This is a genomic window from Corynebacterium macginleyi (assembly GCF_003688935.1).
In the GTDB taxonomy this organism is placed as follows: domain Bacteria; phylum Actinomycetota; class Actinomycetes; order Mycobacteriales; family Mycobacteriaceae; genus Corynebacterium; species Corynebacterium macginleyi.
On sequence record NZ_REGE01000023.1, the window covers coordinates 1 to 24,185 of the forward strand.

A 24,185-nucleotide genomic window follows, 5' to 3' on the forward strand; every position below is an offset into this window, starting at 1 on the left:
ATGTTTTCCGCCAAGATGCGGTCTTCCACGAGACGGACCACACGGTCCTTCGCATCTTGGTCAAATTTTCTTGGCATATTCCAGATTTTCCCATCTACTCAAACGGAACAAAACCTGGGACACTTCAAACAACCAAGCCAAGCATTGCCGCCAGCGGGGTAATCAGACCTAAAAAGAGGAATACTCCAGCAATTAATTGCACGGTCGGCACCGCTAGGGCAAGCGAATTTGCCCAAGCGTACTGAGAGTAATCGCTTTCTAGTCCAGAAACACCCGCGCCATCGCCCAGCGAGAAAAAGGTGGAGACTCCGGCACTGATCAGGTAAGCACTAACCGCCAAGCGCACGAAGAAGAGGCCAAAGTCAATAGTGCCGCGGCGTCCATAGCGCGTATAGCCTTCCTTGTCCTCCTGCTCTTGCTGTAGCTTGCGCGCCTGTTCTTCCTGTTCTTCTGGGGTTAGACCCGCATCTTTGGTCACAAAACCTTCGGTTTCTGCCGTCGCTGCCAGATCTAATACCGCGGTATCCTCACCTGTGGATTGCTGGTTGCCTAGTGGTGCAAACCCATTGGCGGCAGGATTGGACAGAACTTCAGTCTCCGTCTCCTCTTGCTTCTGTGGCCGAATTTCTTGTGGTTCGGCGCGCCCTGTGCGCGCGAAAACATCGAGTTTATCCCACTGTTTAGACTCGAAGGCTGGAACGTTAAGGTCCCCATCTAAGGGATTGGCTTTATCCGGTTGCTGCTTATCGTTCATATACACAATTTAAGACACTTGCCTGCAGTTTCGCGTGATCACTAACGGCGCGCCGCAATCGAACCCACACTTTGATTCTCCCCGATCTTAATATTGTTGTAGTATCAACAATGTCATGTAGCTGATATATAAAGCTTAAATGACGGCGGGAAACTTCCCCGCCTAGAAGATCCACGAGAAATGGGAATGAATCTATGACTTCACACGGCTCCGATTGGGCAGGAGATGCCCGCAATGCTTCACCAGATGGCGAGTTTATTCGCGATACCACCTATATCGAGGACCGTATCTCATCAGAGGTATCAAAGGTAACAGCACAAGACGATGGCTCCTTTTTCTGGCCCATGGAGGCTGGCCGATACCGCTTGGTCGCTGCCCGCGCATGCCCGTGGGCACACCGCGCGGTCATTACCCGCCGCTTATTGGGATTAGAAGATTCCATCTCACTGGCACTCGCCGGACCCGTGCACGATGCACGATCTTGGACCTTCGACTTAGATGACGGCAAGGTGGACCCGGTTTTGGGCTACAAGCGCCTGCAGGAAGCCTACTTCGAACGCTTTCCGGACTATCCTCGCGGCATCACCGTACCCGCGTTGGTAGAGGAATCCACGGGCCGGGTAGTGACCAATGATTACCGCTCGATGGTGCGCGATTTTATTGAGCAGTGGACTAAATTCCAGGCAGAAGGCGCTCCCAATCTCTTCCCGTCGCAGCACCGAGAGGAAATTGAGGAGCTCAACGAATACATCTTCCACGGCATCAATAACGGTGTGTATCGCTGCGGTTTTGCCGGTTCGCAAAAAGCCTACGAAGAGGCCTATGACCAACTGTGGGAGGCACTCGATTGGACAGAGAAGCGCCTGGGTACCCAGCGCTATATGGTGGGCGAGCACATTACGGAGACCGATATCCGCCTGTTTGCCACCCTCGTTCGTTTCGACCCCGTATACTATTCGCACTTCAAGTGCTCGCGCCACAAGATCCAGGAACTACCCAACTTGCGCGGCTACCTGCAAGAACTATTCCAGATCCCTGGTTTTGGTGATACCACCGATTTCGCCGAAATCAAACAGCACTACTTTGCCACCCACACGGAGATCAACCCCACCAGGATCGTGCCAGTAGGACCAGATATGTCTTGGTTAGCCGAGCCGCATGATCGCGATCGTTTTGGCGGCCAACCCTTTGCCCCCGGTGTGCGATTACCAGGCCCCATCCCCGCCGGTGAGGAAGTGAAGAATCCGGAAGGCTTTCAGCTTAAGCTCTTCCCAGCGCCGCAACAGCGTTAGTCAGCGACCGAGTCAGATCACTGAAGACCCCGGAGTCCAGGCGCCAGCGCTGCCACCAGGTTCGACGTCGCCCTGCGGCAGGGCTCCACCTATGCCCTTTGTAAACCAGGTGGCCAGTGGGCGACTTCAACCTTTGCTGCGCTGGCCTACCGCAGACAAAGAATTGTCCAAAACCGACGCAGCTATCTCAACGTATTCTTGCTCCACGATGCCCACCTGGATTTCCACAATACGGTGGACTTGTTTACAACCGGGAGACAGGTCCGTCGTGCCATCTGGTTTTGCGCTCAGTATATCCTCTCATCGCGGTGTCCACGCTTGTCCATGTCATCCTGATCGCCTCCGACACAGCCGGTGTTAGATACGTGATCAAGGCCTTCCCAATACGCGTGATGTGCTCGAGTACATCGGTACGGCCTATCCAGCCCTCTTACCTTCACCTGCGTACGCGCTGCCTGCAAGCCCAAAGGTTCGGCCCTCGGCGTAGAATCCTCCCAGGGACTACCTGGGAGGGAAATTTTGTATTTAGGCCGAGATTATTTCAGGGAACTTTCCGCTTCGGAAGAGTCATCGTCCTGTTCCGGGTCACCGATAGCACCGGTTTCCTCTATCCACTTCTCAATCTCTTCCGGCGAACGATCGCGCTCTACGCCTTCGCGCTCAACATAGTAGGTATGATCGTCCTGGTTTTCTTTCTCGAATTCTTCTTTATCAAAGTCCACATCGTCATCACCGTCGAGCTTCTCCGTCACCTCGGTCACGAGCTCTTCATACAGGGACTCGCTATCCATATTGGAATCCTCAAGGTGCTGGCCAATCTCATCGTCGTAGCGCTCCGCGTCGTAGTCCTTGTTCGGGTGCAGCTTGAGGTGCATCAGCGACCGCACGCGCTCCCGGCGCAGCGCCTCATCCTGGATCTTGGACTGGCTGCGGAACCACGCGAAGACCAAGACGGCCACCATCGCAATACCCATGTAGCCGATGACCGGGTAGACGTATTGCATCAAGGTCTTGAAACCGAAGAAGGAAACGCCGAAGCCTGCGAAACAGCCGGCGATAAAAATAACGCGGAACTTTGCCTCGTTGCCGGCGGAAAGACGCTTACCTAACGCGTAGAACATGCCGATGGCGGTATTGAAAATCATTAGGTAAATGACAATAGCCATGATCGCACCCAAGACAGGATTGACGCTATCGACCAAAGACAGCATCGGGATATCGGAGCCCTGAATCTTCTCGGCATTCATCAACAGCGAGAAGCCTGCCAGGCCCATCATGATGGAGTAGACACTGCCGCCGACGATGCCGCCCCAGCCGGCCTCACGGGGGCTAATGTTATCGCCGCCGATGACCAGGGACATGGAGACCGCAAGCATCAAAGCAAGGCCGTTGTAGTTCAGAGCGGAGACCAACCAGTTGCCAATCGGGGCATCGATCTGGCTTGAGGCTTCCATTGCCGCGCTAACATCGTCCGGCATATGAAACATCGTATAGATGGCCACACCAACCACGGCGATAATGATGGACGGGGTCAGCATACCGATGACCTTGGACACCTTGCGGACGTCCATCATGCCAACGGCAATCACAAGGCCGAGCATCAGCGTGGAGCCAATCCAAGCTTGCCAGCCGAATTGCTGCTCCATATTGGAACCAGCGCCGGCCAACATGACGAAGCCGATGGCAAAGAGCGTGATGATAACGGCAACGTCCAACAGCTTAGAGACAATGGGGTGGGTGACTTTGCGGAAAACCGTATTGTGCTCAGCGGCATGGAAATAGCTGCCTAGTTGCAAAAAGACGGTGCCCGCCAATGTCATGATGACCGCTGCCACCACTGTGCCGGGGATCCCCCAGAAACCGAAGGCGGTGAAATATTGCACAACCTCTTGGCCCGTAGCAAAGCCTGCGCCTACCAGCAGGCCCACGAAGGACATGGCCATAGCGATAATGTTTTTATGAGACACAATTGCCTAACTTTTGTCGCGAGTAATTTTTACACACCAGTGCGCGCGTCCCTGGCCCCTCCCTCTCCCCCAGACGTTCGCGCGGAGGCGCGGCGCAGGAGTGTGCTCCCGTGCACATGATACGTAAGCCAAAGGCGGATTCCTACTCGCGCGTGCGTGAAATACAATACATCATCTTTTGTCGATGAAGTATCTTGCAAAATTAATCCGCGAAAGTTTCTGTATCAATAACAAAACGAAACTTCACTTCTCCGGCGACAACTCGCTCATAAACTGCGTCAACGTCATCGACGCCCACCTTTTCGATGACCGCGCCAATGCCGTGCTCTGCACAGAAGTCCAACATCTCTTGGGTCTCGGCAATGCCACCAATATTGTTCCCGGTCAACACTTTGCCACCACCGACGAGGTTGCCCATCGTGATTCCCAGCTCCTCCGGCGGCAGACCGACAACGGACATGATTCCCCGCGGCTTTAACAACTGCAGGTAGTCATTTAGGGAATAGGAGGCAGAGATGGTAGATAAAATCAGATCAAATTCGCCCCTATGGCGGGCAAAGAAATCAGGGTCTTCGCCCGTTGCCAGCACACGCTGCGCGCCGAATTCGTAAGCTTCTTGTTCCTTGCGCAGAGAGCGGGAAATAACGGTGACCTCTGCACCTTTCGCAGCGGCTATTTGGACACCCATGTGACCCAATCCCCCGAGGCCTACAACGGCTACTTTATCGCCGCGCTTGACCTGCCACCGGGCCAGGGGTGAATAAGTGGTGATTCCGGCGCACAGCAGCGGGGCGGCAACGTCAAAGTTGAGCCCCTCAGGAATCGTACAGACGAAGTTCTCATTAACGACGATCTTTTGTGCATAACCGCCCTGGGTAATGGTGCCGTCAACGTCTTCAGAATTGTAGGTTCCTACCGATCCGTTCAGGCAGTTTTGCTCCTGGCCAGAGCGGCACCGCTCACACTCCCCACAGGAATTGACCAAGCAGCCTACTCCAACGCGGTCACCCACCTTAAACTGAGTGACCTTATCACCTACCGCTTCCACCACACCGGCTATCTCGTGGCCCACTGTTAGCGGGAAGTGAGCCTCGCCCCACTCATTGCGAATGGTGTGAATATCCGAATGGCAAATGCCGGCCGCCTTGATATCAATAACGACGTCATCTTCGCGCGGATCGCGCCGTTCGATTTCTACGATACGGAAAGGTGCATCCGCGCTCGTTTTCTGCAGAACTTTAGACTTAATTGGCATGTCACGTAGTGTACGCTTTGATGCCCTGAACTGTATAAATGAAAATTGTGGTCGGTTTAAGAATCACGCAGCCAGCCTCCAACCCCGTCGGACGCTGGGCCAAGGGCTGGCTGAATTAGCGGCGCTTTAGCTCAGTTTTTCCGCAATCAGTTTATTAACCTGCCCGGGATCCGCCTTGCCCTGCGTAGCCTTCATTACGGCGCCGACAATCGCACCGGTAACCTTCTTATTGCCAGCGCGGTACTTCTCCACGATGTCCGGGTTTGCAGCCAGGGCGTCATCCACGGCCTTTTCGATGGCGCCGTCATCGCGCACCACCTCGAGGCCGCGCTTGGCGACGACCTCGTCCACATCGCCCTCACCCGCCAGCACACCATCGACGGCCTGCCGTGCCAGCTTGGTAGTCAACTTGCCTTCTTTAACCAAGGCGATGACGCGGGCGATATGCGCCGGGGTAATATCCAACTCGGCCAGGGTCTTGTCCTGCTCATTGGCCTTACCTGCAAGGTAGGACACCCACCAGGAACGAGCCTCGTCCGGCTTCGCGCCGGCTTCGACCGTCTCCACGATGAGGTCCAACGCGCCCGCGTTGACCAGGTCGCGCATCTCCTCGTCTTTAATGCCCCACTCCTTTTGGATGCGTGCACGGCGAATCCACGGCAACTCTGGAAGTGTCGCTCGCAGTTCTTCTACCCACTCGCGCGGGGCAATAACCGGCGGCAAATCCGGGTCGTTGAAGTAGCGGTAATCCTCCGCGGTTTCCTTCGGGCGCCCCTTAGATGTAGATCCGTCGGCTTCTTGGTAGTGACGGGTCTCTTGCTCGATGCTTCCGCCATTTTCCAGCACCTGCGCTTGGCGCTGCATTTCAAAACGCACCGCCTGTTCGACCGAGCGCAGGGAGTTAATATTCTTCGTCTCGGTGCGAGTGCCAAATTCTTTTTGGCCGATAGGGCGCAAGGAAAGGTTGGAGTCTACACGCATAGAGCCTTGGTCCATGCGGGCATCAGACACGCCTAATGCGGCAACAAGCTCGCGCAGCGCCGAAACATAGGCCTTAGCCACCTCAGGGGCGCGCTCACCGGCACCGATAATAGGCTTAGTGACGATCTCAATGAGCGGAATGCCCGCGCGGTTGCAGTCCACTAGGGATGCAGTGGCGCCGTGGATGCGACCATCCGAGCCACCCAGGTGGGTCAGTTTCCCGGTATCTTCTTCCATGTGGGCACGCTCGATCTCCACGCGCCATTCCTCGCCGTCTTCCAGGACTACGTCGAGGTAACCGTCATAGGCAATCGGCTCATCGTACTGGGAAATCTGATAATTCTTCGGCTGGTCCGGGTAGAAGTAATTCTTGCGGGCAAAGCGCGAAGATTCAGCGATAGAGCAATTGAGGGCCAGGCCAATCTTGATTGCACCCTCCACTCCCTTCGAATTAACCACGGGAAGTGCCCCGGGAAGGCCTAGCGAAACCGGATCGGTATTGGAGTTAGGGGCTGCGTTGAAGTTCGTGGCAGAGGCAGAAAACATCTTGGTTTCCGTATCCAGCTCCACGTGGACTTCCATGCCCATTACCGGTTCGTACTTGTCGAGGACCTCGTCGAAGTCCATTAGGTCATACATCGCAGCAGTCATGCGAGCTATCTTAATACGTCCGTGTACTCTCGCGCGCTAGCCCCTAGGGGGTCACTGTCAGGTCGACTCTACGTGCCCTAACAGGCCCCCGGAAAACCGGGCGCACACCAGTTCGATTGATCCCACGCATCATTACTGAAACCCCCGTTCGGGGGCCAAGACTTGCCCCCTTTTACCATTAATTTCTAGCTGACTTTTCCCGCGCGGGCATCGCCAAAGCGGCACAGCGCAGCCAGAATCGCGCCAGAAAGGTTGTGCCACACGGAAAAGACAGCGCCGGGCAAGGCGGCCAGTGGGTTTATGTATGACGAGGCAAGGCTGGTAGCTAGGCCAGAGTTTTGCATTCCTACCTCCACGGCCATGGTGCGGCGTACGGGAGCCGGTTGGCGGGTTAATAGGCCCGCGAGGTAGCCCAGGCCATAACCACAGGCGTTATGGATGACCACGGCAGCAAAAACCAGGACACCGGCCGTGGCGATATTATCATGCGCGCCACCGACCACGATACAGACAATCAGGGCAATCGCGGTGACGGAGATCAACGGCAATACCGCCTGCATCTTCTCCACGAGCCGGGGAATAAGCAGGCCGATGACTATGCCCGCGATGATGGGCACAAGCACAACCTTAACTATCGACCACGCCATCGACGCCGCGGAAACCGGGATGTGCTCCCCCGCCAACCACAAGGTCAAAAGCGGGGTGAGGATGGGTGCCAAGAGTGTAGAGAGGGAAGTCATGGTCACCGAAAGCGCGACATCGCCGCGCGCTAGATAGGACACCACGTTAGAGCTGGTGCCTCCCGGAGCGCAGCCAACCAAAATCACACCGGCAGCGACCGCATCCGGCAGGTCCATGACTGCTGCGACGGCGAGCGCTATGAGCGGCATAAGGACGAACTGTGCCACCACACCGAGCACCACCGGCAGCGGCCTGCGCACCACGAGCGCAAAATCTACCGGTTTGAGGGTGAGCCCCATCCCGAACATGACGATTCCCAGTAGCGGCATAACCCGTGGAGCAAAGGACGCCGCAACACCCGGAGCCATATAGCCAATAATGCCGCCGATAATAACGAGCACGGGAAAGCCCAGCGCCGCAATGAGAGCTTGCCGTTCTTTCCATTTTTCTGCAGCACGATTGGTACTCACATAAAGAGGATAATGTCCCCCACGCGAGAAGGCGATCTTAAAATTCGAGACGCTAGGGCCTAGTGGTCCTTAGCCAAAGAGCGCCTGCGCATTGCGGTAGCGGGCCTTAGGCACCGTCTTCAGCGTACCCACGGCCTCTTCCAATGGAACGAGGTCGATATCTTCACCGCGTAAGGCAACACACATTCCTGCATCCCCGTTATGGGCCGCGCGGGCAGCGTGCACGCCGTAGCGGGTTGCCAGAACGCGGTCGTACGCGGTGGGCGTACCGCCGCGCTGAATATGCCCCAAAACGGTGGTGCGCACGTCATAGCCGGTACGCTTATTGATTTCATCGCCGATGACCTGACCAATCCCGTTGAAGGTTTGGTGGCCGAATTGATCCACTCCACCAGCCTCAAACTCCATGGTGCCCTCCTTCGGCAGAGCACCTTCGGCCACGCAAATAATGCCGTACTTCTCACCCATCTGGAACCGGCGTTCCATCGCCTTGGTAATTTCCGCGATATCGAAGGGCTCTTCTGGGATGACGGTGTAGTGTGCACCTCCGGCCATACCGGCGTGCAGGGCAATCCAGCCCACGTGACGGCCCATAACCTCCACGATGAGGATTCGATTGTGAGACTCCGCTGTCGTATGCAGGCGATCGATCGCATCCGTTGCCACCGATACCGCAGTATCGAAGCCGAAGGTATAGTCCGTGGCGTTGACGTCATTGTCAATAGTCTTCGGCACGCCCACGACGGGGATACCGTTATCGTTAAGCCACTTGGCGCCTTTGAGGGTGCCTTCGCCGCCGATAGCGACCAGGGCATCAACCCCGGCCTCGCGCATATTCGCCTTGATCTGCTCCAAGCCGGCCTTAAATTTGTCGGGGTGCAGTCGGCCGGTGCCCAAAATAGTACCGCCGCGCAGGAGAATCCGGTCGATGCCGGCATCGTCGTAAAGATCGCGACGGCGGTCTTCCAAAAGACCAACCCACCCATCTTCGTAGCCCACGACGGTATCGCCGAATTCGTTGGATGCGGTTCGCACAACCGCACGGATTACAGCATTCAAACCGGGGCAATCGCCACCGGAAGTCAGTACAGCAAGACGCATGGTTCCTAATTTAGCGCAGGTTTTTTATCCATGCAGCGTGTCCACGTAGTGCAGCGCTGAAATAAGTCCCACCACCAGAGCGAGAACAATAACAAGGATCGAATTGATGATCGCAGTGGTTGGATTACCCGTTTGCATCACGGCGGAGACTAGGGCCACGCCTACCACGGATCCGACTTGGCGGGAAGTGTCATACGCCCCTGCCGCCGCACCCATGTGGCCAGGTGAAATATCACGCAGCGTCGTTGCTGCGTTAGAACCCCAGATAAAAGATTGACCAATTCCTAAGACAGCAATAGGTAGGGCGAGCCACCACGGAGCGGCATCGGCATGCATAACCCACCAGGCCAATAACAGCGAGGCGATCATAAGGCTAAATCCCACCAGCCCTATCAGGCGCGGGTTCACCGCGTCTGTCAAGATCCCTGCGATAGGTGACATCAGCATCGAGACCAGCGCCATGGGAGCCACGATGATGCCAGCCTCCCCCGCGGACAGCCCCTTGACCGACTGCAACCACAGCATCACCGGCAGCATGACAGAAGCCGCCATAAAGCCCATGGTCAAAATACCTATGGAACCAGCCGCGTAGTTGCGGTTACGAAAAAGCTCCACCGGGAACAGCGGCGTAGTACCCCGAGATTGCGCGCTAGCCTGCAGCCGCAGGAATGCGATGCTAGAGATTATGCCTATGCCAAGCACCACCAAAACCCGCCAATCCCAGTCCAGTTCCGGGCCTTGTTGGATACCGAAGACAATCGAGCCAAGCGCAATAAGCGAGACGACGGCAGAGAGTTTATCGATATCTTGGACTGTGGTCGGCAGCTTCGGAACCCACAGCATGGCTAGCACTAGTGCAGCACTCACAAAAGGGGTATGCAGCCAGAAAGTCGCCTGCCAGCCAAAATAATCCACGAGGAACCCACCAAGGAGTGGCCCGGCCAGTGATGCCACCGAGCCGATAATCCCCCATACCCCAAGCGCGCGCCCACGGCGCTCACGGGGGAATACCCGGTTAATAACGGACATCATTTGCGGCATCTCCAGTGACGCCCCCAGGCCCTGCACCATACGCGCGACGATGAGCACTTCCATCGACGACGCCAGCGCACACGCTATGGCTCCGATCCCGAAAAGCGCCACGCCGGTACAAAACAGGACGCGTTGCCCGAGGACATCGCCAAGCCGTCCCGTGAAAATCAGCGGCACCACCACGCCGAGCAAAAAAGCGGCAGAGACCCACAAAATTTCATTGACCGTGGCATCTAAATCCGCCTGAATTTCAGGCAGGGCAATGGCCACCATCGACTGATCTAACAGAACTACGAAGAAGCCAAGGGATAGGGCGAACATGGAGCGCCATGCTTGGCGTTCCGGTGGCAGGTTAGTCTCCACAGTCATGGCAGGAATTCTAGCGGGGTACTCAAATCAGGCCTAGACTGGCCACCATGTCTATGATTGATATCAAAAAGCCCCAAGATGTGTCCACCGCCACCACCGTTACCCTAGGCCTTATCGGTGGGTGGGTCACCGCCCGCGAAACCGGCATCCGCCCAATCGGCGGCGTCATCCTCGGCGCGGCAGGCCTGTGGGCTGGCCGTTCCTGGGCCAAGAAAACCAACCCTACCACCACCGCTGGTCTGTCGGCCCTGTACGTCGGCGCGTTCGGAGTTTCCCACCCATTGGCAAAAAAGATTGGTTCTTGGCCAGCGGTCCTTACCGTGACGGCCGCAGCTGCTGGCGCTGCTTACGCGCTTTCTGATGCCAAGTAGTAAAGCAAATAGTAAAGCCTGCCACATAAAACAACACCATGATCCCCCACTGAGGGGAATCATGGTGCTGAATATTTTAGGCGCTTAGCACCCGCGGTTACTTAACCACGTTGAAGACAACGGCGTTGTCTTCGGCACCCAGTGCTGCCTGGCCATCAGGCAAGGCATAAAAAGCGGGCGCAGCCTTGAGAACATCGCGCAGGGAATCAGATGCTGCCTGCGTGTGTTCATCGCACGCCGCCAAGGTGGAGACGAAATCACCTACGCGGATGGTACCTTCCTTATCCACATGGTAGGAGGTGGTGTAGACATTGCAGCTGTCCTCGAGCACCAGGGACTGGTCCTTACCGAATTCTACGGTGAACTTGCCGTTTTCCTTGACGGAGTGCAGCTCAGCGGTGATGGTCTGGCCCTCGATGTTCGGCACCAGCTTGTCGGCACCTGCAGGCAGGGGTTCCACCAGGTCACTCTTGGCGGGGGCATCTGGTACCTCAATACCAGCCTCAACCGGTGCGGGACGTGTTGCAGGTTCAGAGTCTATTGAGGACTCCACAGCGTGTGCTACGCCCATGCCCATGAGCGCAGCTGCAGAGACGGACATCGTTGCGGTTGCTATCTTTTTCAAACTCATACGAAGCAATTTACCACCGACGGGCGAGGATCCGACAGTGGTGTAAACAAATCGTTATCTAATCCGCAGCTATTTCACAGTGAAAACGACTTTAGATACCGCGGTTAATTTTTGCGACTAGCTTCATAGGCGGCACCCACCTTGAACAAGCGGTCATCCCGGAAAGCCGGTGCCATGACCTGCAACCCGGTAGGCAATTTGGTATCTGCAGCCAGGCCAGAAGGCACGGACATACCGCACAGACCGGCCAGGTTCAGCGGCAAGGTGCACAGGTCGAAGTTGTACATCGCCATGGGGTCTTCAGCCTTCTCCCCCAGTTTGAATGCGGTGGTTGGGGTAGTTGGCGAGACCAATACGTCAGCCTGCTCGAAGGCGCGAGCAAAGTCCTGCGCCACCAGGGTGCGTACGCGCTGGGCCTGCAGGTAGTAAGCATCGTAGTAGCCCACGGACAGAGCATATGTCCCCAGCATAATGCGCCGCTTGACCTCAGGGCCAAAACCTTGTGCACGGGATTGGGACATGACTTGTTCTGCGGAGTGAGAACCGTCATCGCCGACCCGCAGTCCGTAGCGCATGCCATCGAAGCGGGCCAAGTTGGACGATACCTCACAGGGCATGATCAGGTAGTAGGCTGCTAATGCTTCGTCAAAATGCGGGCAGTCAACCTCGACGATTTCTGCGCCCTGCTCGCGCAGCTGTTCCACGGCAGCGTGGTAGTTCTTCATCACGCCATCCTGCCAACCGTCGCGGTCGAATTGCTTGATGAGACCGACCTTCACACCACTGAGATCACCGTTCGCACCCTCGCGGGCAGCCTGCACCACGGGGGCAACCGGCTTATCCACGGATGTGGCGTCGAAGGAATCGTAGCCGGCGATAACCTCATACAACAGCGCGGTGTCGAGCACCGTACGACCGCACGGACCCGCCTGGTCCAACGAAGACGCGGCAGCAATGAGGCCATAGCGAGAGACGGTGCCATAGGTGGGCTTTACACCCACGGTATTGGTAAGCGCAGCCGGTTGCCGGATGGATCCTCCGGTATCAGTACCGATACCCAGTGGTGACTGCCCAGAGGCCAGTGCCGCTGCCGTGCCGCCGCCGGAACCGCCCGGGGTGCGCTCTGTGTCATACGGGTTGCGGACCGGGCCGAAGGCGGAGTTCTCGTTGGACGAGCCCATGGCAAACTCATCCAAGTTCGTCTTCCCCAGAATGGGGATGCCGGCTTCGCGCAGGCGCTTGGTCACCGTGGCATCATACGGAGACATATAGCCTTCGAGCATTTTAGATGCGGCGGTAGTGGGCGCATCGGTAGTAACCAGCAGATCTTTTAGAGCCAGGGGCACACCGGCCAATGCCGATGCGGGCTTTTCTCCGGAGTCGAGGGCCTTATCCACGGCATCGGCAGCTGCCAGCGCTTCCTCCTGCCCCACGTGCAGGAAGGAGTTAAGTTCCGGATTGGTTTCCGCAATTCGATCTAAAAAGGCTTGGGTGACCTCGCGGGAGGTCACCTCGCGCGCATGAATCTTTTGCGCCAGATCGGCAGCGGTTAAGGAGATCAGCCCCTCCGCAGGTACGACAACGTTGGTCATTTATTCTCCTCCCAAAATCTGCGGTACGACGAATCGATCACTTTCCGCGGCGGGCGCCTGATCCAAGGCCTGTTCGGCGGTCAGGGTGCGCAGGATGACATCTTCACGCATCGGCGCATCCACGGAGTGCGGGTGGCTCATCGGTTCCACACCTTTAGTGTCCACGTTCCTTACTGCGGAGACAGAATCAACAATTTCATCAATCTGGCTTGCGAATTGGGCCAGCTCTTCATCACTTAATGCCAGGCGGGAAAGCTTGGCAAGGTGGGCTACCTCATCACGCGAAATCTCAGACACGCGAACTCCATCCTCTTTCCATAATCGACGCGCAGATGAAAATTATTTTCACGCCCGTACTATGTAAATTGTTAAGGTTTTATAATACTGCACTAACCGGCGCAGCTGCCGAGTCACCCCAAATTATTCCCCCTTGAACGTCGCACTGTGACCCAGGTATCGTTGTTGGGACTATAAGCCAATAAGCTACTGAAAGCGTGTGCCTTAATGTCTTACCTAATTCGTGTCCTACTTCCCGATACACCTGGTAGTTTGGGCCAGCTTTCGGAGGCCTTCGGGCAGATTGACGGCAATATCCAATCCGTCGACATCGTAGAAACCTTCCCAGATGGCACCGTCATGGATGACATCGTCATTGAGCTTCCTGCGGACGCTATGGCCGATGCCCTGATCACGGCTGCCGACTCCGTCCAGGGCGCGGAGGTCGATTCCATTAGACCTTTTAGCGGCCGCGTGGACCGGCGCGGTCAAATCGAATTATTGGCGCGTGTTGCCGCCAATGCCTCAAATGTCACTGCTGCGATGGAGGAAGTCGTCGCGGCCATTCCAAAGGCAGCAACCTCCACGTGGGCCATTGTCATTGACAATAACGAGCCCATTCACCGCGTCGCTTCTTCAAACGCGGCCCCTGCAGACGACAATACGACTCCTGTCGATCTCAACATTGACAGCGCCCGCACCTTGCACCCCGATAAGGACGACTGGGTGCCAGAAAGCTGGGCGTTGCTCGATTCTGCCCTCGCCGCCGCTCCCTTGGGAGACACCGGAATGGTCATCGCCATGGGCCGCACCGGCGGACCAGAATACCTGGCCTCCGAGGTAGAACATCTCGGCCATATCGGCACCATTTTAGGCGCCTTCCTCAAATGATCCCGGCGCGGCGCGGCTATACCTCACCGGTGTCTAAAAGCGCGCGAAATTGCTCTTCATTGAGGATGGGCACCCCGAGCTCGCGGGCCTTGTCCGCCTTGGAGCCAGCATTCGCCCCGGCAACGAGATAAGAGGTTTTCTTCGATACGGAGCCGGTTGCTTTTCCGCCGCGGCTGATGATGGCTTCCTTAGCAGAATCGCGCGTAAATCCTTCGAGACTGCCGGTAACAACGATAATGAGGCCTTCGAGGGTTTGTTCCAGTCTGTCCTCGGTGGCTATCTCCATGGCTAATCCGGCGTCCGCCCATTTTTCGACTATTGTGCGGTGCCAGTCCACCTCGAACCAGGCATGGAAGGATTCTGCAATGACTGTACCCACGCCATCTACCTCGGCGAGATCCTCTGTTTTCGCTGCACGCAGCTTTTCCATGGAGCCATAGCGAGCTGCCAAGGCGCGCGCGGCAATGGGGCCCACGTGGCGAATGGATAGCGAGACCAGCACGCGCCAGAAGTCGCGGTCTTTGACTTCTTCTAAGTTTTGCAGCAGGTTCTTTCCTGCAGTATTGACCTTGACGTTGCCCTCTTTTTTGCTGCGCTTATCTTTCGTATCGCGCTTGGCCGTATAGACATCGGAAGCAAGCAGCTTTTCTTCCGTTAGCTCAAAGAGTTCGGATTCATCGGTGAGGATGCCGTTTTCAATGAGGTCCATAGCTCCCTTCTCCCCCAGTGCCTGAATGTCAAGGCCCTTGCGGGAGGCGAGGTATTCTAGGCGCGCGGAAAGTTGGGCTGGGCAGGATTGGTTGTTGGGGCAGCGCCAGTCAGCATCGCCATCTTTTTGCGGGGCGAGCGTCGTGCCACAGGCTGGGCACTGCGTGGGGAAGCTCCATTCGTATTCGCTGCCATCGCGCTGTTCGCGCACGGGCCCTAGTACCTCAGGAATGATTTCGCCGGCTTTGCGGATAATAATTGTATCGCCGATTAGGACACCCTTGCGCTTGACCTCGGACTGGTTATGCAAAGTGGCCATGGACACCGTGGAGCCGGAGACAAAGACCGGTTCCATAATGGCAAAGGGGGTAACGCGCCCTGTACGCCCCACGCCGACCTCAATGTTTTTCAGCTTCGTCGTGACTTCTTCCGGCGGGTACTTATAGGCAATGGCCCAGCGCGGCGCACGGGAGGTCGCCCCGAGCTGGCGCTGTAAGCTTAAATCGTCCACCTTGACCACGAGTCCATCCATCTCAAAAATCGCATCGTGGCGGTGTTCGGCCCAATAAGATACCTCCTCCTGTACTTCTGCGGCGGAGTGGACCTGCTTGGTATAGGGCGAGACGGGCAAACCCCATGCTGCGATGGCCTTATAGGCATCGTGCTGGGAAGACGGGGAAAACCCTGCGCGCGCCCCAAGGCCGTGGCAGACCATGCGCAGGCGGCGCTTTTTCACCTCGGCGGGGTCCTTCATGCGCAGTCCACCGGCCGCGGCGTTGCGGGGGTTGGCAAACCGCGCCTTGCCGTCTGCCGCGCGCTCCTCATTGATTTCTTCGAAGTCCGCGGGGCGCATATAGACCTCGCCGCGGATTTCAATAAGTTCCGGGACTGGATACTCATCGGTACCCGTAAGTTCATGCGGAATATCAGAAATAACCCGGGCATTGGCGGTAATCTCCTCGCCCACGGTGCCGTCGCCACGGGTAGCAGCGGTATCCAAGCGCCCGTTACGGTAAACCAAGTCGATGGATAGACCGTCGATCTTCAGCTCCGTCAGATAGGTCGCGGTAGGCGTTCTATCCAGCCAGTCCTGCATCTCACCGGCGTTAAAGACATTGTCGAGGCTCATCATGCGCTCGAGATGTTTAATGTCTTCGCCTGCGTTCGGCGCCGCACCTATCTGCTGGGTGGGCGAATCCGGAACCACCAGCTCCGGGTGCTGGTCTTCTAAGTGCTTCAAACGCTGGAAGAGCGCATCAAAGTCAGCATCGGGAATTGTTGGCTCGCCGTTGTAATACAGGTTGCGGTGGCGGCGTATTTCCTGCGCCAGGTCGTTCCATACACGTTGCAAATCAGCTGGATTAGTCACGGTATCCAAGTCTAGCGATCCCCCATGTCCAGGCTAACTACTAAGGTATGGACCATGAATTTCGACGCCTCCCGCATGCTCGCCTTCGATCTAGAAACCACCTCCGCCAACCCCAAAGAAGCCCGCATCGTTACTTCTGCCCTAGTACGCATTGATGGCCGCGATGTCCAGAAGGTGGAACATCTCGCGGATCCGGGCATCGACATCCCCCAAGCCGCAACCGACGTGCATGGAATTACAACGGAAAAAGCCCAGGCAGAAGGTCGCCCGCACGAGGAGGTACTCCAGGACACGGTTGATGCCATTAAGGCCGCGTGGGAGGACGGCCTGACGCTGATTGTGTATAACGCGGCCTTCGACCTCACCGTCCTGCGCAGCCTCACCGGAGATTTCACGGTCACGGGCACTGTCTTTGATCCCTATGTCATTGATCGCGTGAGCGATAAGTGGCGCAAGGGCAAGCGCACCCTCGGCGCAGTATGTGAACACTACGGCGTGGAATTGGGCAGCGCTCACGAGGCCACCGCCGATGCGCTCGCTGCCGCCCGCGTGGCCTGGAAGCAGGTTCGCCAGCACTACCCCAACCTCGCGCAGATGGACGACAACGAGCTCATGGAGTTCCAAGCGGTCAAGTGGTACGAGGACCGCATTGCCTTCAAAAAGTACCTAGAAGGCAAGGGGCGCGATGCCTCCGACGTTTCGACGGCGTGGCCGCTCATTTCCTAATTCCCTTGCCATGTTTCTAACGTTTTGGAATTATAGAAACATGGATTCCCTAGAATCGCGCATAGTCGACCTCGAGGCTCGCGTCGCTCAACTCGAAAACCCTGCCCCTGACCCCATCGAATCATCCGCGGGCGAATCCATCATGTGGCTTGCGGATGCGCTTGAACCTTCTGAACAGCTTCCTGAGGGGTCCGTCATTTTCGCCGGCAACATCACCACCGGACTAGGCTCGTATGTCTACCAGTGGCAGCGCCCGACAAACACCGTCACCGATGGAGACTGGTCCGATAACCTCAACCGCCTCGCTGCCCTAGCGCATCCCGTGCGCGGTGACATTCTGCGCCGCCTCCTTAGCGCACCAGCCACCGCCACAGAACTAGTGGAAGAGGACATCGTCACATCCGCTGGTACTGCCTACCACCACCTCAATGCGCTTACTCATGGAGGCTGGACCACCAAGACACACGGGGAATACTCAATCCGGACGGCCCGCGTCATCCCCCTTCTCACGATCATCACCGCAAGCGAGGACCACTAATGCGAAAGCGAAAAATAGCGCTAACCATCACCGTCACCATCATGTCAGCAGCCCTCTTGCTCATGATTGGACCCCGGCGGATCGCTGTGGCTACCACAGAAACCGGCGACGCAGAGCTTGCTACCACCCTGCGCAAAAACGCGGAGGCGGGTTTCAATAATCTCACAGCCTTCACGCTGCACGAGGGGAAAGCCACCTTCGCAGGACTGGGCGCGGATGAACACACAGAGGTAGAAATCGGTTCTGTGACCAAGATGTTCACCGCAGAATTAGCTCACCAGCTTGTGGAAGAAGGAAAGATAAGCCTTGATACCACCGTGGGCGATGTCCTAGATGTTGGCCAAGCACCCGTTTCCAAGGTCACGGTACAAGAGTTGCTCAATCACACCTCAGGATTACCCCGGCTAGCACAAGGGAATATTTTCGCTGATGCAATCACGGCCGTCACAGGTGCTAATCCCTACGCAGGAGAAACAACCCAAGATATCCTCGATGCCGCCACCGAAGCGGATCTTAAAGATCGTGGAACAGAGTCTTATTCCAATATGGGGTATGGACTGCTCGGCCACCTCCTAGAAACGGCAGCCGATTCAGCCTATGAAGACCTGCTCCAGGAGAGAATCTTGCAACCCGCCGGAATGACGGAGACCTACCTCATGACCCCAGGATCTGTCCCCGATCATGCCCCACGGGGCCTAACTGCCACCGGCCGGGAGGCCGATCCATGGGAGATGGGAGGCGGCAATGCCGCAGCGGGCGCGATACGGTCAACCGCACATGACATGGCAGCTTTCGCCGAGTGGATTATGGATAACGGCGAGATGGCCTATGGCTGGCAAAAGAATGACGACAACCAAAGCTTCTGGCACGACGGCGGAACGGGTGGCTACTCGACGATGCTCATCATCGACCCGAAAAATAAGCGCGCAGCCTTCGCCAATAATGACACCCCGGCGTGGACTAGTGACCTCGTCCCAGCGCTATTCGATGGGATTTAAGGAATTACATTGATTACCACCCTAATCTTTGCCGCCATCACAGCATCCGAACTCTGGGGCACGTGGAAAGCGCTCAAAAAACCATCTTCCCCGGGGATGCTGATCGCGTCGGCGATAATCAGCATCGTCATAATCGCCTTCATTGGTAACGCAGTTCCGTGGTACAGGGAAGTCAACTACGGATGGTGGTACGCTCTCGTAGCCGCTTGCTCCCTGCACATGGGCACCGTCGCCTGGCGTATATACACAGACCGCAGTGAAAAGTCTCCGAAGACAGATAGCCTCGGGTACGCAGCTTAAAGGTCGCCCGCATCGCGGGTGAGGATTCCGGCGGTCTCGGTTGCAGAGCGTAAAGAGCTTGCCGATGCCCGAGCCGGAAACACATCAAAGTGGTCCACGAGCAACTCACGCGGCATGCCAATGCGGTCCAGATGGCGGGCAAGTGAAATTGCCTCGGCCCGCGCGTCTGAGCCGGAAAGTGCGACGCCGATCCGGCGACCTTCGGAAAGGTGCTCGCCCATCCCATCGAAATGCTTAGGGGTAGAAAGGCGGTCGCGGTAGCGCGCATCAACAAGGAAAGTCTCCGCGGCCCCAGCCAGCGGCCACAGCGGCGGGGAATAGAGATAATCCGCCTCAAAGCACAAAAGGGTCTCGAGTGCCACCTCATTAGGGACGGCGGGGATCACATCAAAGTCGGTGGTTCCTGGAATGCGGCCGGCGGTGACATCGGCAAGCAGTGGCTCATCCAATTGCACCACAACCTCCCCGTGGAAGCGGCGTGCGACGTCAACGGCATGGGTGCGGATGCCATGCAGCAGGGCATCAGAAAGCTCTGCAAAGGCACCATGATCGGTGAGGACGCGGTGGCCATTAGCAAGCTCAATACTGGCCGCCAGCGACCATGGGCCGAGTGCCTGCACCTTAATGCGTGGGACGGTCTCACCCCACACCTGCTGTACCTCATCGAGGTCGCGCTCAAGGCGATCCCACGTGCGGCGGGTGAGCAGCTGGGGTCGAGCCGTCATGCGCCACGATCGGGGTCCGCGATCAATCGAGATGGACTCAAGCATGCTGGCGGTGCGCCCTACCGAATCGGAGCCCAGCCCGCGTTCCGGCAGTTGCGGGATAGCTGGGAGTTCGGTCTCGCCCATGATGATGTCCGCCGCTTCCGCCATCGACGTACCAGGGATGGGCCCGAGTGCGAATCCGGTCATTTACGCGGTCTCGCAGATAGTGCCGGAACCAATGACGACATCGCCTAAGTCATCCGGGGAAGGCAAGTACAGCACCGCGGCCTGCCCACGGGCAACACCGGACAGTGGAGCCTTGAGCTCCAGACGCATCGAATCTGCGGCGCGGTCCACGTGGGCGATGCACGGAACTACGGAGCCATGTGCGCGAACCTGTACCTCGCACTCAAAATCGCCGTCCATGCCAGGGTGCAGGTACTTGAGGCGGTCGGCCCGGATGGCGGTAACCGCCAAGTCCTCGCGCGCACCGACGGTTACTGTGCCCGTTGCAGCGTCGATATCGGTAACGTAGCGCGGGCGGCCATCAGCAGCCGGAGCCTTAATATCTAGACCCTTGCGCTGACCGATGGTGTAGTTCCACGCGCCATCATGTTCCTTAAGCTCCGTGCCCTCTTGGTCCACTATCATGCCCGGGCGAAGGCCAATGCGCGCGCCCAAGAACCGCTGGGTATTGCCATCCGGGATGAAACAAATGTCATAGGAATCTGGTTTCTTCGCCGTGGAAAACCCGTGTGCCGCAGCCTCTTGGCGGATTTGCGGCTTGGGGGTATCACCGATAGGGAAAAAGCAGTGCTCTAGCTCCTCGGCAGAAATGACGCCGAGTACATAGGACTGGTCCTTGTTATCGTCCTTAGAGCGGCGCATATAGCCATCCTTATCAACAGTGGCGTAGTGACCAGTCGCAACGGCATCAAAGCCGAGGGCCATGCCCTTTTGCAAAAGCGCGCGGAACTTAATTTTCTCATTACAGCGCAGACAGGGGTTCGGGGTTTCCCCGCGGGCATAAGAATCCACGAAATCCGCAATGACCTCTTCCCTGAATTCCTCCGAAAAATCCCAGACGTAAAACGGAATGCCTAGTTTATCGCAAATGCGGCGAGCATCGGCTGAGTCTTCCAGCGAACAGCAGCCGCGGGCCTTTTCGCGCGTTTGCTGTGCGTCCTTATGCAGGGCTAGGTGCACGCCGACGACATCGTGGCCAGCCTCGACCGCGCGGGCGGCGGCGACAGACGAGTCCACGCCGCCAGACATTGCTACCAATACTCGCATCGCATTTCCCCCTTTTAATGACCTCGACTACAGGCCCAAAAGTGTACTCCCTTGCCCCAACGCAGCTTAAATCGCTTCCATTCCCTAAGCTTAAGCGCCATGGGTAGAAAGCGAGCTGCGCACAGGTCAAGCATTACCGGTACATACGCGATCTCTACCGGCACCGCCGAGGTCGTGCCGGATGAATTCCGCGACGGGGCCTATATTCTCCACGTCAATGGTGTTCCTAGCAGCCATATCGTGCTGGGCGAGCCACAAGAGCTCGACTTCGAGTACATGCGCTGGATCGCAATCGCGGTAGAACAGCTCACTACGGTCTTACCTAAGAAACTACGGGTAACACACCTGGGCGGGGCCGGCTGCTCACTTCCTCGGTATTTTGCTGACCTGTGGCCGGACAGCCGCCATACGGTAGTCGAGCTCGATGCCAAGCTGGGCGAATTAGTCCGCAAGATTTTCGATGTCCCGCGTTCCCCCACCGTCAAGATCCGGCCCGGCGATGCCCGGAAAGAAACCGAAGACTTTATGCCCGCCAGCCGCGATATTATAATCCGCGATGTTTTCACAGGAGACACCACGCCGAAAAATTTGACCACGGTGGAATTTTTCCACGCGGCGAAACTAAGCCTTTCTGCCGGTGGGCTCTACGTGGCCAACTGTGGTGATCACTCGGACCTCCAGCTAGCCAAAGCCGAACTAGCCGGGCTGTCTGAGGTCTTCGACCATCTCGCCGTGATCGCCGATCCACCTATGCTCAAAGGGCGCAGGTATGGAAACATTATCTTGGTGGCCTCGGATACAGAAATGCCAGCTGAAGGCTCTGTACGAGCTGCTCAACTGGCAAAGGCACTCTTAGGCGGAGCCGTGCCCGCTCACTTTAAGGATGAAAGCTGGACCCGGAAGTTCTTTGCGGGAGCTACTGCATTACACGATTGAGCAGGTCGGCTACCTGCTTAGCATCGAAGTCCGGCACACCGGTACCAGCCTTTTTCGCTGCATCCTTAGCTTCTTCGACCTGAGAGCCAGAGACCTCACCTCTGTTAATGCCTTTTACGTGGCCTGCATTTTCTAGCAGTAGCGCCAAATCACCCACGGTGAAGTCACCTACCGCCATCTTGCCAAGCTGCTTGAGGGGCAAAGCACCTTCGTCCTCCAAGGCCTTAATAAAAGACGTCAAACCCGCGGCAGCTTCGGCGTCGAGGCCAGCATCTTGGGCAGCATCTGCAAGCTGGGGCATCGCGATGAGGCCAGCCACCAAGGCAAAGATAGCGCCAATCAACGGCGTGCTATCGGAGCTCAAATTCACGCCGTCATTAACCACGAGACTATCGAGCGCGCCACCGACATCGACATAGTTGCCACTGCTAAAGGAGTCTAGCTGCTGCTTCGAGCCATTAAAGAGGTTCAAGTCCACATCAGTAGGAATACCAGCGACCCTGCCTGATCCAGAGCGCTGCCAGAAAGACAAGTTCTTCCACCCGCCCACCGGATCCGGCGCTTCATCCTGGTATGCCGCCAACCATAGTGGCATATTGGAGAACTTCTGGGAGTTATTCATCTCACCCATCCAGAAGTATTTGTAGGTATAAATCATCGGAGTGCGATTGGTCAAGTGCTTGATCTCGGAGGTAAATTCCTCAATCCAGTCCTCAAGCTGCGAGGGGGACTTACCCTCAGAAACTTCAATGTCAAGTACCGGGGGCAGAGTTTGATTGGGTGCCAATGCAATCTGGGTCGCGAAGTTAGCAGCCTGTGTCTTCGCATCACCAGCCGGGCGCGCATAATGGTACGCGCCGGCCTTCAGGCCATGTACATTGGCCGCTTGAATATCTTTAACGTAGTGCGGGTTTACCCAGTCCGTCCCCTCAGTTGCCTTGACAAAAACAAAGGACTGACCGTCCGATTTAACCTTGTTCCAATCGATAGGCATGCCACCGGGGTGCTGGTGAGCAGCAATGTCGATGCCTTGTGGTGCGCTGGCCCCTAGTGCTGCCTGCGCGGCAGCAGTCCCACTTACCGTAACTGCAACGGCAGCGATAACCGCGATGATACTCTTGCACAATGCCCTCATAGTTGTCATGCGCGAGAGTCTACCGACCATTCACACTATTCACATTAGCAACACACGCCTCATGGGGATAATTTTCCATTTCCTTCAACCCCGTAGAAGATCTAGCACTTAGAACAAATATTCGCTTTTTAGCTTGCATGAGTACAGCTGACAACCTATGCTGAAGGCATAAAAATTAGAATTTTAGTGCGAAATTCGGGGGATAATCGCCATGGAACCCTACTACCTTGTCACTGATCCGCACGATGTCGTCGCTGTTAACGCGACCCGTAACAGAAAATCCGACTACCTACTCTGGAAGGAAATTAGACCCAAACTAGAAGACGATTTCGATATTTCATGTCACATTCTGGCGAGTCGCACCGGCTTAAGCGAACGGCGTACAAGGGATATCTCGATGGCGCTCTACCGTTTAGAGGAACTGCCACGCACCCAATTACTGCAGGAAACCTACTACTTTCTCGACTTCTCACGTCTTATCACCATTGATGCCGTATTAAGCAAACTTGGCGAAGTAGACAGCAGCGTCCTCCTGCGCATAGACGCCGAACTGGAAAAATACTTCACTCCTACAAAGCCGGGCCAAATTTTTCCTTCGAATGCTTCCCTGCGCCGAAAACTCAATGCTCTTATCACAATGGAATCCCCAGACACTATGGGAGACAAGAAATCCGAGGAAGAGAACAAGCGAAATGATTCTTATTTCATATACCCCACCGCGAACGGAAAAGCAGGGTTAAACGTAGAATTCAAGGAAGATGTGCTCATTCTCCTTGACGAGGTAGTTCAGCGTACGGCGGAAGAACACGGGATCAGCAGGGCCGATGCCCTGGCACAACTAATTCTCGGTACCGTCGAAGATAAATCGCAAGTCCATCTATATATGTATCGCGCCAGCGACGTGAAAACGGCTCCTGGATTCATCAAAGGCTATGGTTGGATTCATCCAGATACCGCTGACCGGCTGACCCCGACGGTTGCGTCCAGTAGTGTGGTGTAACGCTTGCTGATGGTGGGCCCCGGAAATAGTGGGACGGTCACCGTCAGTTAACCTTTCGACTCAACTACCACATCTCACCGAAAGGCATATGACGATGACCGCTGCACCACATTCTATCGACCCGACAACCTACTTGGATGATCTGCTCGCTCAAGCCTCCC

23 protein-coding genes are annotated in these 24,185 nt (G+C 56.6%); 9 read left to right on the forward strand and 14 right to left on the reverse strand.

From position 1 onward, the window contains the following. Positions 1-124 precede the first annotated feature (124 nt). The gene (locus tag D9V82_RS10540; protein ID WP_239088585.1) at positions 125-754 is read right to left on the reverse strand and encodes a DoxX family protein; all 630 of its coding nucleotides are present in this window, start codon (positions 752-754) and stop codon (positions 125-127) included. A gap of 194 nt (positions 755-948) precedes the next feature. Here D9V82_RS10540 and D9V82_RS10545 point away from each other — a divergent pair, with 194 nt between their 5' ends. Then, a complete protein-coding gene (locus D9V82_RS10545) occupies positions 949-2,046 on the forward strand; it encodes a glutathione S-transferase family protein (RefSeq protein WP_121912327.1) in 1,098 nt (365 codons plus the stop codon). 536 nt (positions 2,047-2,582) lie between these two features. Here the strand turns inward: D9V82_RS10545 and D9V82_RS10555 are convergent. The 6 genes from D9V82_RS10555 to D9V82_RS10580 all read right to left on the reverse strand — a co-directional run bounded on the left by D9V82_RS10555 (position 2,583) and on the right by D9V82_RS10580 (position 10,553). Continuing rightward, on the reverse strand, positions 2,583-4,013 hold the full coding sequence (locus D9V82_RS10555) for a YkvI family membrane protein (protein ID WP_121912328.1): 1,431 nt from the start codon (positions 4,011-4,013) through the stop codon (positions 2,583-2,585). Between the two features lie 202 nt (positions 4,014-4,215). Continuing rightward, a complete protein-coding gene (locus D9V82_RS10560) occupies positions 4,216-5,268 on the reverse strand; it encodes an NAD(P)-dependent alcohol dehydrogenase (protein ID WP_121912329.1) in 1,053 nt (350 codons plus the stop codon). A gap of 126 nt (positions 5,269-5,394) precedes the next feature. Next, positions 5,395-6,900 carry an Asp-tRNA(Asn)/Glu-tRNA(Gln) amidotransferase subunit GatB gene (gatB, locus tag D9V82_RS10565; protein ID WP_121912330.1) on the reverse strand — a complete coding sequence of 502 codons (1,506 nt, stop codon included), beginning with the start codon at positions 6,898-6,900 and terminating at the stop codon, positions 5,395-5,397. A gap of 185 nt (positions 6,901-7,085) precedes the next feature. Beyond that, positions 7,086-8,051 (reverse strand): bile acid:sodium symporter family protein, encoded by a 966-nt coding sequence (locus D9V82_RS10570; RefSeq protein WP_121912331.1) that lies wholly within the window; start codon positions 8,049-8,051, stop codon positions 7,086-7,088. Positions 8,052-8,120: 69 nt separating this feature from the next. After that, on the reverse strand, positions 8,121-9,152 hold the full coding sequence (locus D9V82_RS10575) for an ATP-dependent 6-phosphofructokinase (RefSeq protein WP_121912332.1): 1,032 nt from the start codon (positions 9,150-9,152) through the stop codon (positions 8,121-8,123). 24 nt (positions 9,153-9,176) lie between these two features. Next, entirely contained in the window at positions 9,177-10,553 is a 1,377-nt protein-coding gene (locus tag D9V82_RS10580) for a DHA2 family efflux MFS transporter permease subunit (RefSeq protein WP_121912333.1), read from the reverse strand. 47 nt (positions 10,554-10,600) lie between these two features. Here D9V82_RS10580 and D9V82_RS10585 point away from each other — a divergent pair, with 47 nt between their 5' ends. Continuing rightward, positions 10,601-10,924, forward strand: coding sequence for a hypothetical protein (locus D9V82_RS10585; protein WP_121912334.1), 324 nt, complete (start codon positions 10,601-10,603; stop codon positions 10,922-10,924). A 97-nt stretch (positions 10,925-11,021) separates the two neighbouring features. Here the strand turns inward: D9V82_RS10585 and D9V82_RS10590 are convergent, their stop codons facing one another. From D9V82_RS10590 to gatC, 3 genes are all read right to left on the reverse strand, one after another. Further along, positions 11,022-11,555, reverse strand: a complete 534-nt coding sequence (locus tag D9V82_RS10590; protein WP_121912335.1) for an META domain-containing protein — start codon at positions 11,553-11,555, stop codon at positions 11,022-11,024. Between the two features lie 104 nt (positions 11,556-11,659). Continuing rightward, positions 11,660-13,147 carry an Asp-tRNA(Asn)/Glu-tRNA(Gln) amidotransferase subunit GatA gene (gatA, locus tag D9V82_RS10595; RefSeq protein WP_121912336.1) on the reverse strand — a complete coding sequence of 496 codons (1,488 nt, stop codon included), beginning with the start codon at positions 13,145-13,147 and terminating at the stop codon, positions 11,660-11,662. After that, positions 13,148-13,444, reverse strand: a complete 297-nt coding sequence (gene gatC / locus D9V82_RS10600; RefSeq protein WP_121912337.1) for an Asp-tRNA(Asn)/Glu-tRNA(Gln) amidotransferase subunit GatC — start codon at positions 13,442-13,444, stop codon at positions 13,148-13,150. Positions 13,445-13,651: 207 nt separating this feature from the next. Between gatC and D9V82_RS10605 the strand changes: the two genes are divergently transcribed. Further along, positions 13,652-14,314, forward strand: a complete 663-nt coding sequence (locus D9V82_RS10605; RefSeq protein WP_121912338.1) for an ACT domain-containing protein — start codon at positions 13,652-13,654, stop codon at positions 14,312-14,314. Between the two features lie 16 nt (positions 14,315-14,330). On the opposite strand, the gene ligA is transcribed toward D9V82_RS10605, so the two are convergent. Continuing rightward, positions 14,331-16,400, reverse strand: a complete 2,070-nt coding sequence (gene ligA, locus D9V82_RS10610) for an NAD-dependent DNA ligase LigA (protein ID WP_121912339.1) — start codon at positions 16,398-16,400, stop codon at positions 14,331-14,333. 45 nt (positions 16,401-16,445) lie between these two features. On the opposite strand from ligA, the gene D9V82_RS10615 reads away from it, so the two are divergent. The 4 genes from D9V82_RS10615 to D9V82_RS10630 are packed head-to-tail and all read left to right on the forward strand — an operon-like array spanning position 16,446 to position 18,953. Then, positions 16,446-17,117, forward strand: coding sequence for a 3'-5' exonuclease (locus tag D9V82_RS10615; RefSeq protein WP_121912340.1), 672 nt, complete (start codon positions 16,446-16,448; stop codon positions 17,115-17,117). 40 nt (positions 17,118-17,157) lie between these two features. After that, a complete protein-coding gene (locus tag D9V82_RS10620; protein WP_121912341.1) occupies positions 17,158-17,655 on the forward strand; it encodes an ArsR/SmtB family transcription factor in 498 nt (165 codons plus the stop codon). After that, complete coding sequence (locus tag D9V82_RS10625; protein ID WP_121912342.1) at positions 17,655-18,653, forward strand: serine hydrolase domain-containing protein; 999 nt, start codon at positions 17,655-17,657, stop codon at positions 18,651-18,653. Before D9V82_RS10620 ends, D9V82_RS10625 begins: the two co-directional genes overlap by 1 nt. A 9-nt stretch (positions 18,654-18,662) precedes the next feature. Then, entirely contained in the window at positions 18,663-18,953 is a 291-nt protein-coding gene (locus D9V82_RS10630) for a hypothetical protein (protein WP_121912343.1), read from the forward strand. Here D9V82_RS10630 and D9V82_RS10635 read toward each other — a convergent pair. Both D9V82_RS10635 and mnmA read right to left on the reverse strand, forming a co-directional pair. Next, positions 18,950-19,867: a uroporphyrinogen decarboxylase/cobalamine-independent methonine synthase family protein gene (locus tag D9V82_RS10635; protein WP_121912344.1), complete on the reverse strand. Its 918-nt coding sequence runs from the start codon at positions 19,865-19,867 to the stop codon at positions 18,950-18,952. The genes D9V82_RS10630 and D9V82_RS10635 overlap by 4 nt on opposite strands. After that, positions 19,868-20,953 carry a tRNA 2-thiouridine(34) synthase MnmA gene (mnmA, locus tag D9V82_RS10640; RefSeq protein WP_121912345.1) on the reverse strand — a complete coding sequence of 362 codons (1,086 nt, stop codon included), beginning with the start codon at positions 20,951-20,953 and terminating at the stop codon, positions 19,868-19,870. It abuts the gene before it with no gap. Between the two features lie 99 nt (positions 20,954-21,052). On the opposite strand from mnmA, the gene D9V82_RS10645 reads away from it, so the two are divergent. Next, a complete protein-coding gene (locus tag D9V82_RS10645) occupies positions 21,053-21,889 on the forward strand; it encodes a spermidine synthase (RefSeq protein ID WP_121912346.1) in 837 nt (278 codons plus the stop codon). On the opposite strand, the gene D9V82_RS10650 is transcribed toward D9V82_RS10645, so the two are convergent. After that, complete coding sequence (locus D9V82_RS10650) at positions 21,870-23,033, reverse strand: glycoside hydrolase family 25 protein (RefSeq protein ID WP_167449801.1); 1,164 nt, start codon at positions 23,031-23,033, stop codon at positions 21,870-21,872. The two genes, D9V82_RS10645 and D9V82_RS10650, sit on opposite strands and share 20 nt — an antisense overlap. A gap of 202 nt (positions 23,034-23,235) precedes the next feature. Between D9V82_RS10650 and D9V82_RS10655 the strand changes: the two genes are divergently transcribed. Continuing rightward, complete coding sequence (locus D9V82_RS10655; protein WP_239088586.1) at positions 23,236-24,024, forward strand: HNH endonuclease; 789 nt, start codon at positions 23,236-23,238, stop codon at positions 24,022-24,024. The last annotated feature ends 161 nt before the right edge of the window (positions 24,025-24,185 follow it).

Bases quoted from the DNA above. Each gene is read 5' to 3' on its own strand.
- D9V82_RS10615 (WP_121912340.1), top strand. From the start codon at position 16,446: ATGAATTTCGACGCCTCCCGCATGCTCGCCTTCGATCTAGAAACCACC.
- D9V82_RS10540 (WP_239088585.1), bottom strand. From the start codon at position 754: ATGAACGATAAGCAGCAACCGGATAAAGCCAATCCCTTAGATGGGGAC.
- gatB (WP_121912330.1), bottom strand. From the start codon at position 6,900: ATGACTGCTGCGATGTATGACCTAATGGACTTCGACGAGGTCCTCGAC.
- D9V82_RS10645 (WP_121912346.1), top strand. From the start codon at position 21,053: ATGGGTAGAAAGCGAGCTGCGCACAGGTCAAGCATTACCGGTACATAC.
- D9V82_RS10635 (WP_121912344.1), bottom strand. From the start codon at position 19,867: ATGACCGGATTCGCACTCGGGCCCATCCCTGGTACGTCGATGGCGGAA.
- D9V82_RS10545 (WP_121912327.1), top strand. From the start codon at position 949: ATGACTTCACACGGCTCCGATTGGGCAGGAGATGCCCGCAATGCTTCA.
- D9V82_RS10590 (WP_121912335.1), bottom strand. From the start codon at position 11,555: ATGAGTTTGAAAAAGATAGCAACCGCAACGATGTCCGTCTCTGCAGCT.
- D9V82_RS10650 (WP_167449801.1), bottom strand. From the start codon at position 23,033: ATGACAACTATGAGGGCATTGTGCAAGAGTATCATCGCGGTTATCGCT.
- D9V82_RS10585 (WP_121912334.1), top strand. From the start codon at position 10,601: ATGTCTATGATTGATATCAAAAAGCCCCAAGATGTGTCCACCGCCACC.
- D9V82_RS10575 (WP_121912332.1), bottom strand. From the start codon at position 9,152: ATGCGTCTTGCTGTACTGACTTCCGGTGGCGATTGCCCCGGTTTGAAT.
- D9V82_RS10560 (WP_121912329.1), bottom strand. From the start codon at position 5,268: ATGCCAATTAAGTCTAAAGTTCTGCAGAAAACGAGCGCGGATGCACCT.
- D9V82_RS10605 (WP_121912338.1), top strand. From the start codon at position 13,652: ATGTCTTACCTAATTCGTGTCCTACTTCCCGATACACCTGGTAGTTTG.
- D9V82_RS10580 (WP_121912333.1), bottom strand. From the start codon at position 10,553: ATGACTGTGGAGACTAACCTGCCACCGGAACGCCAAGCATGGCGCTCC.
- D9V82_RS10655 (WP_239088586.1), top strand. From the start codon at position 23,236: ATGGAACCCTACTACCTTGTCACTGATCCGCACGATGTCGTCGCTGTT.
- gatA (WP_121912336.1), bottom strand. From the start codon at position 13,147: ATGACCAACGTTGTCGTACCTGCGGAGGGGCTGATCTCCTTAACCGCT.
- mnmA (WP_121912345.1), bottom strand. From the start codon at position 20,953: ATGCGAGTATTGGTAGCAATGTCTGGCGGCGTGGACTCGTCTGTCGCC.
- D9V82_RS10625 (WP_121912342.1), top strand. From the start codon at position 17,655: ATGCGAAAGCGAAAAATAGCGCTAACCATCACCGTCACCATCATGTCA.
- D9V82_RS10620 (WP_121912341.1), top strand. From the start codon at position 17,158: ATGGATTCCCTAGAATCGCGCATAGTCGACCTCGAGGCTCGCGTCGCT.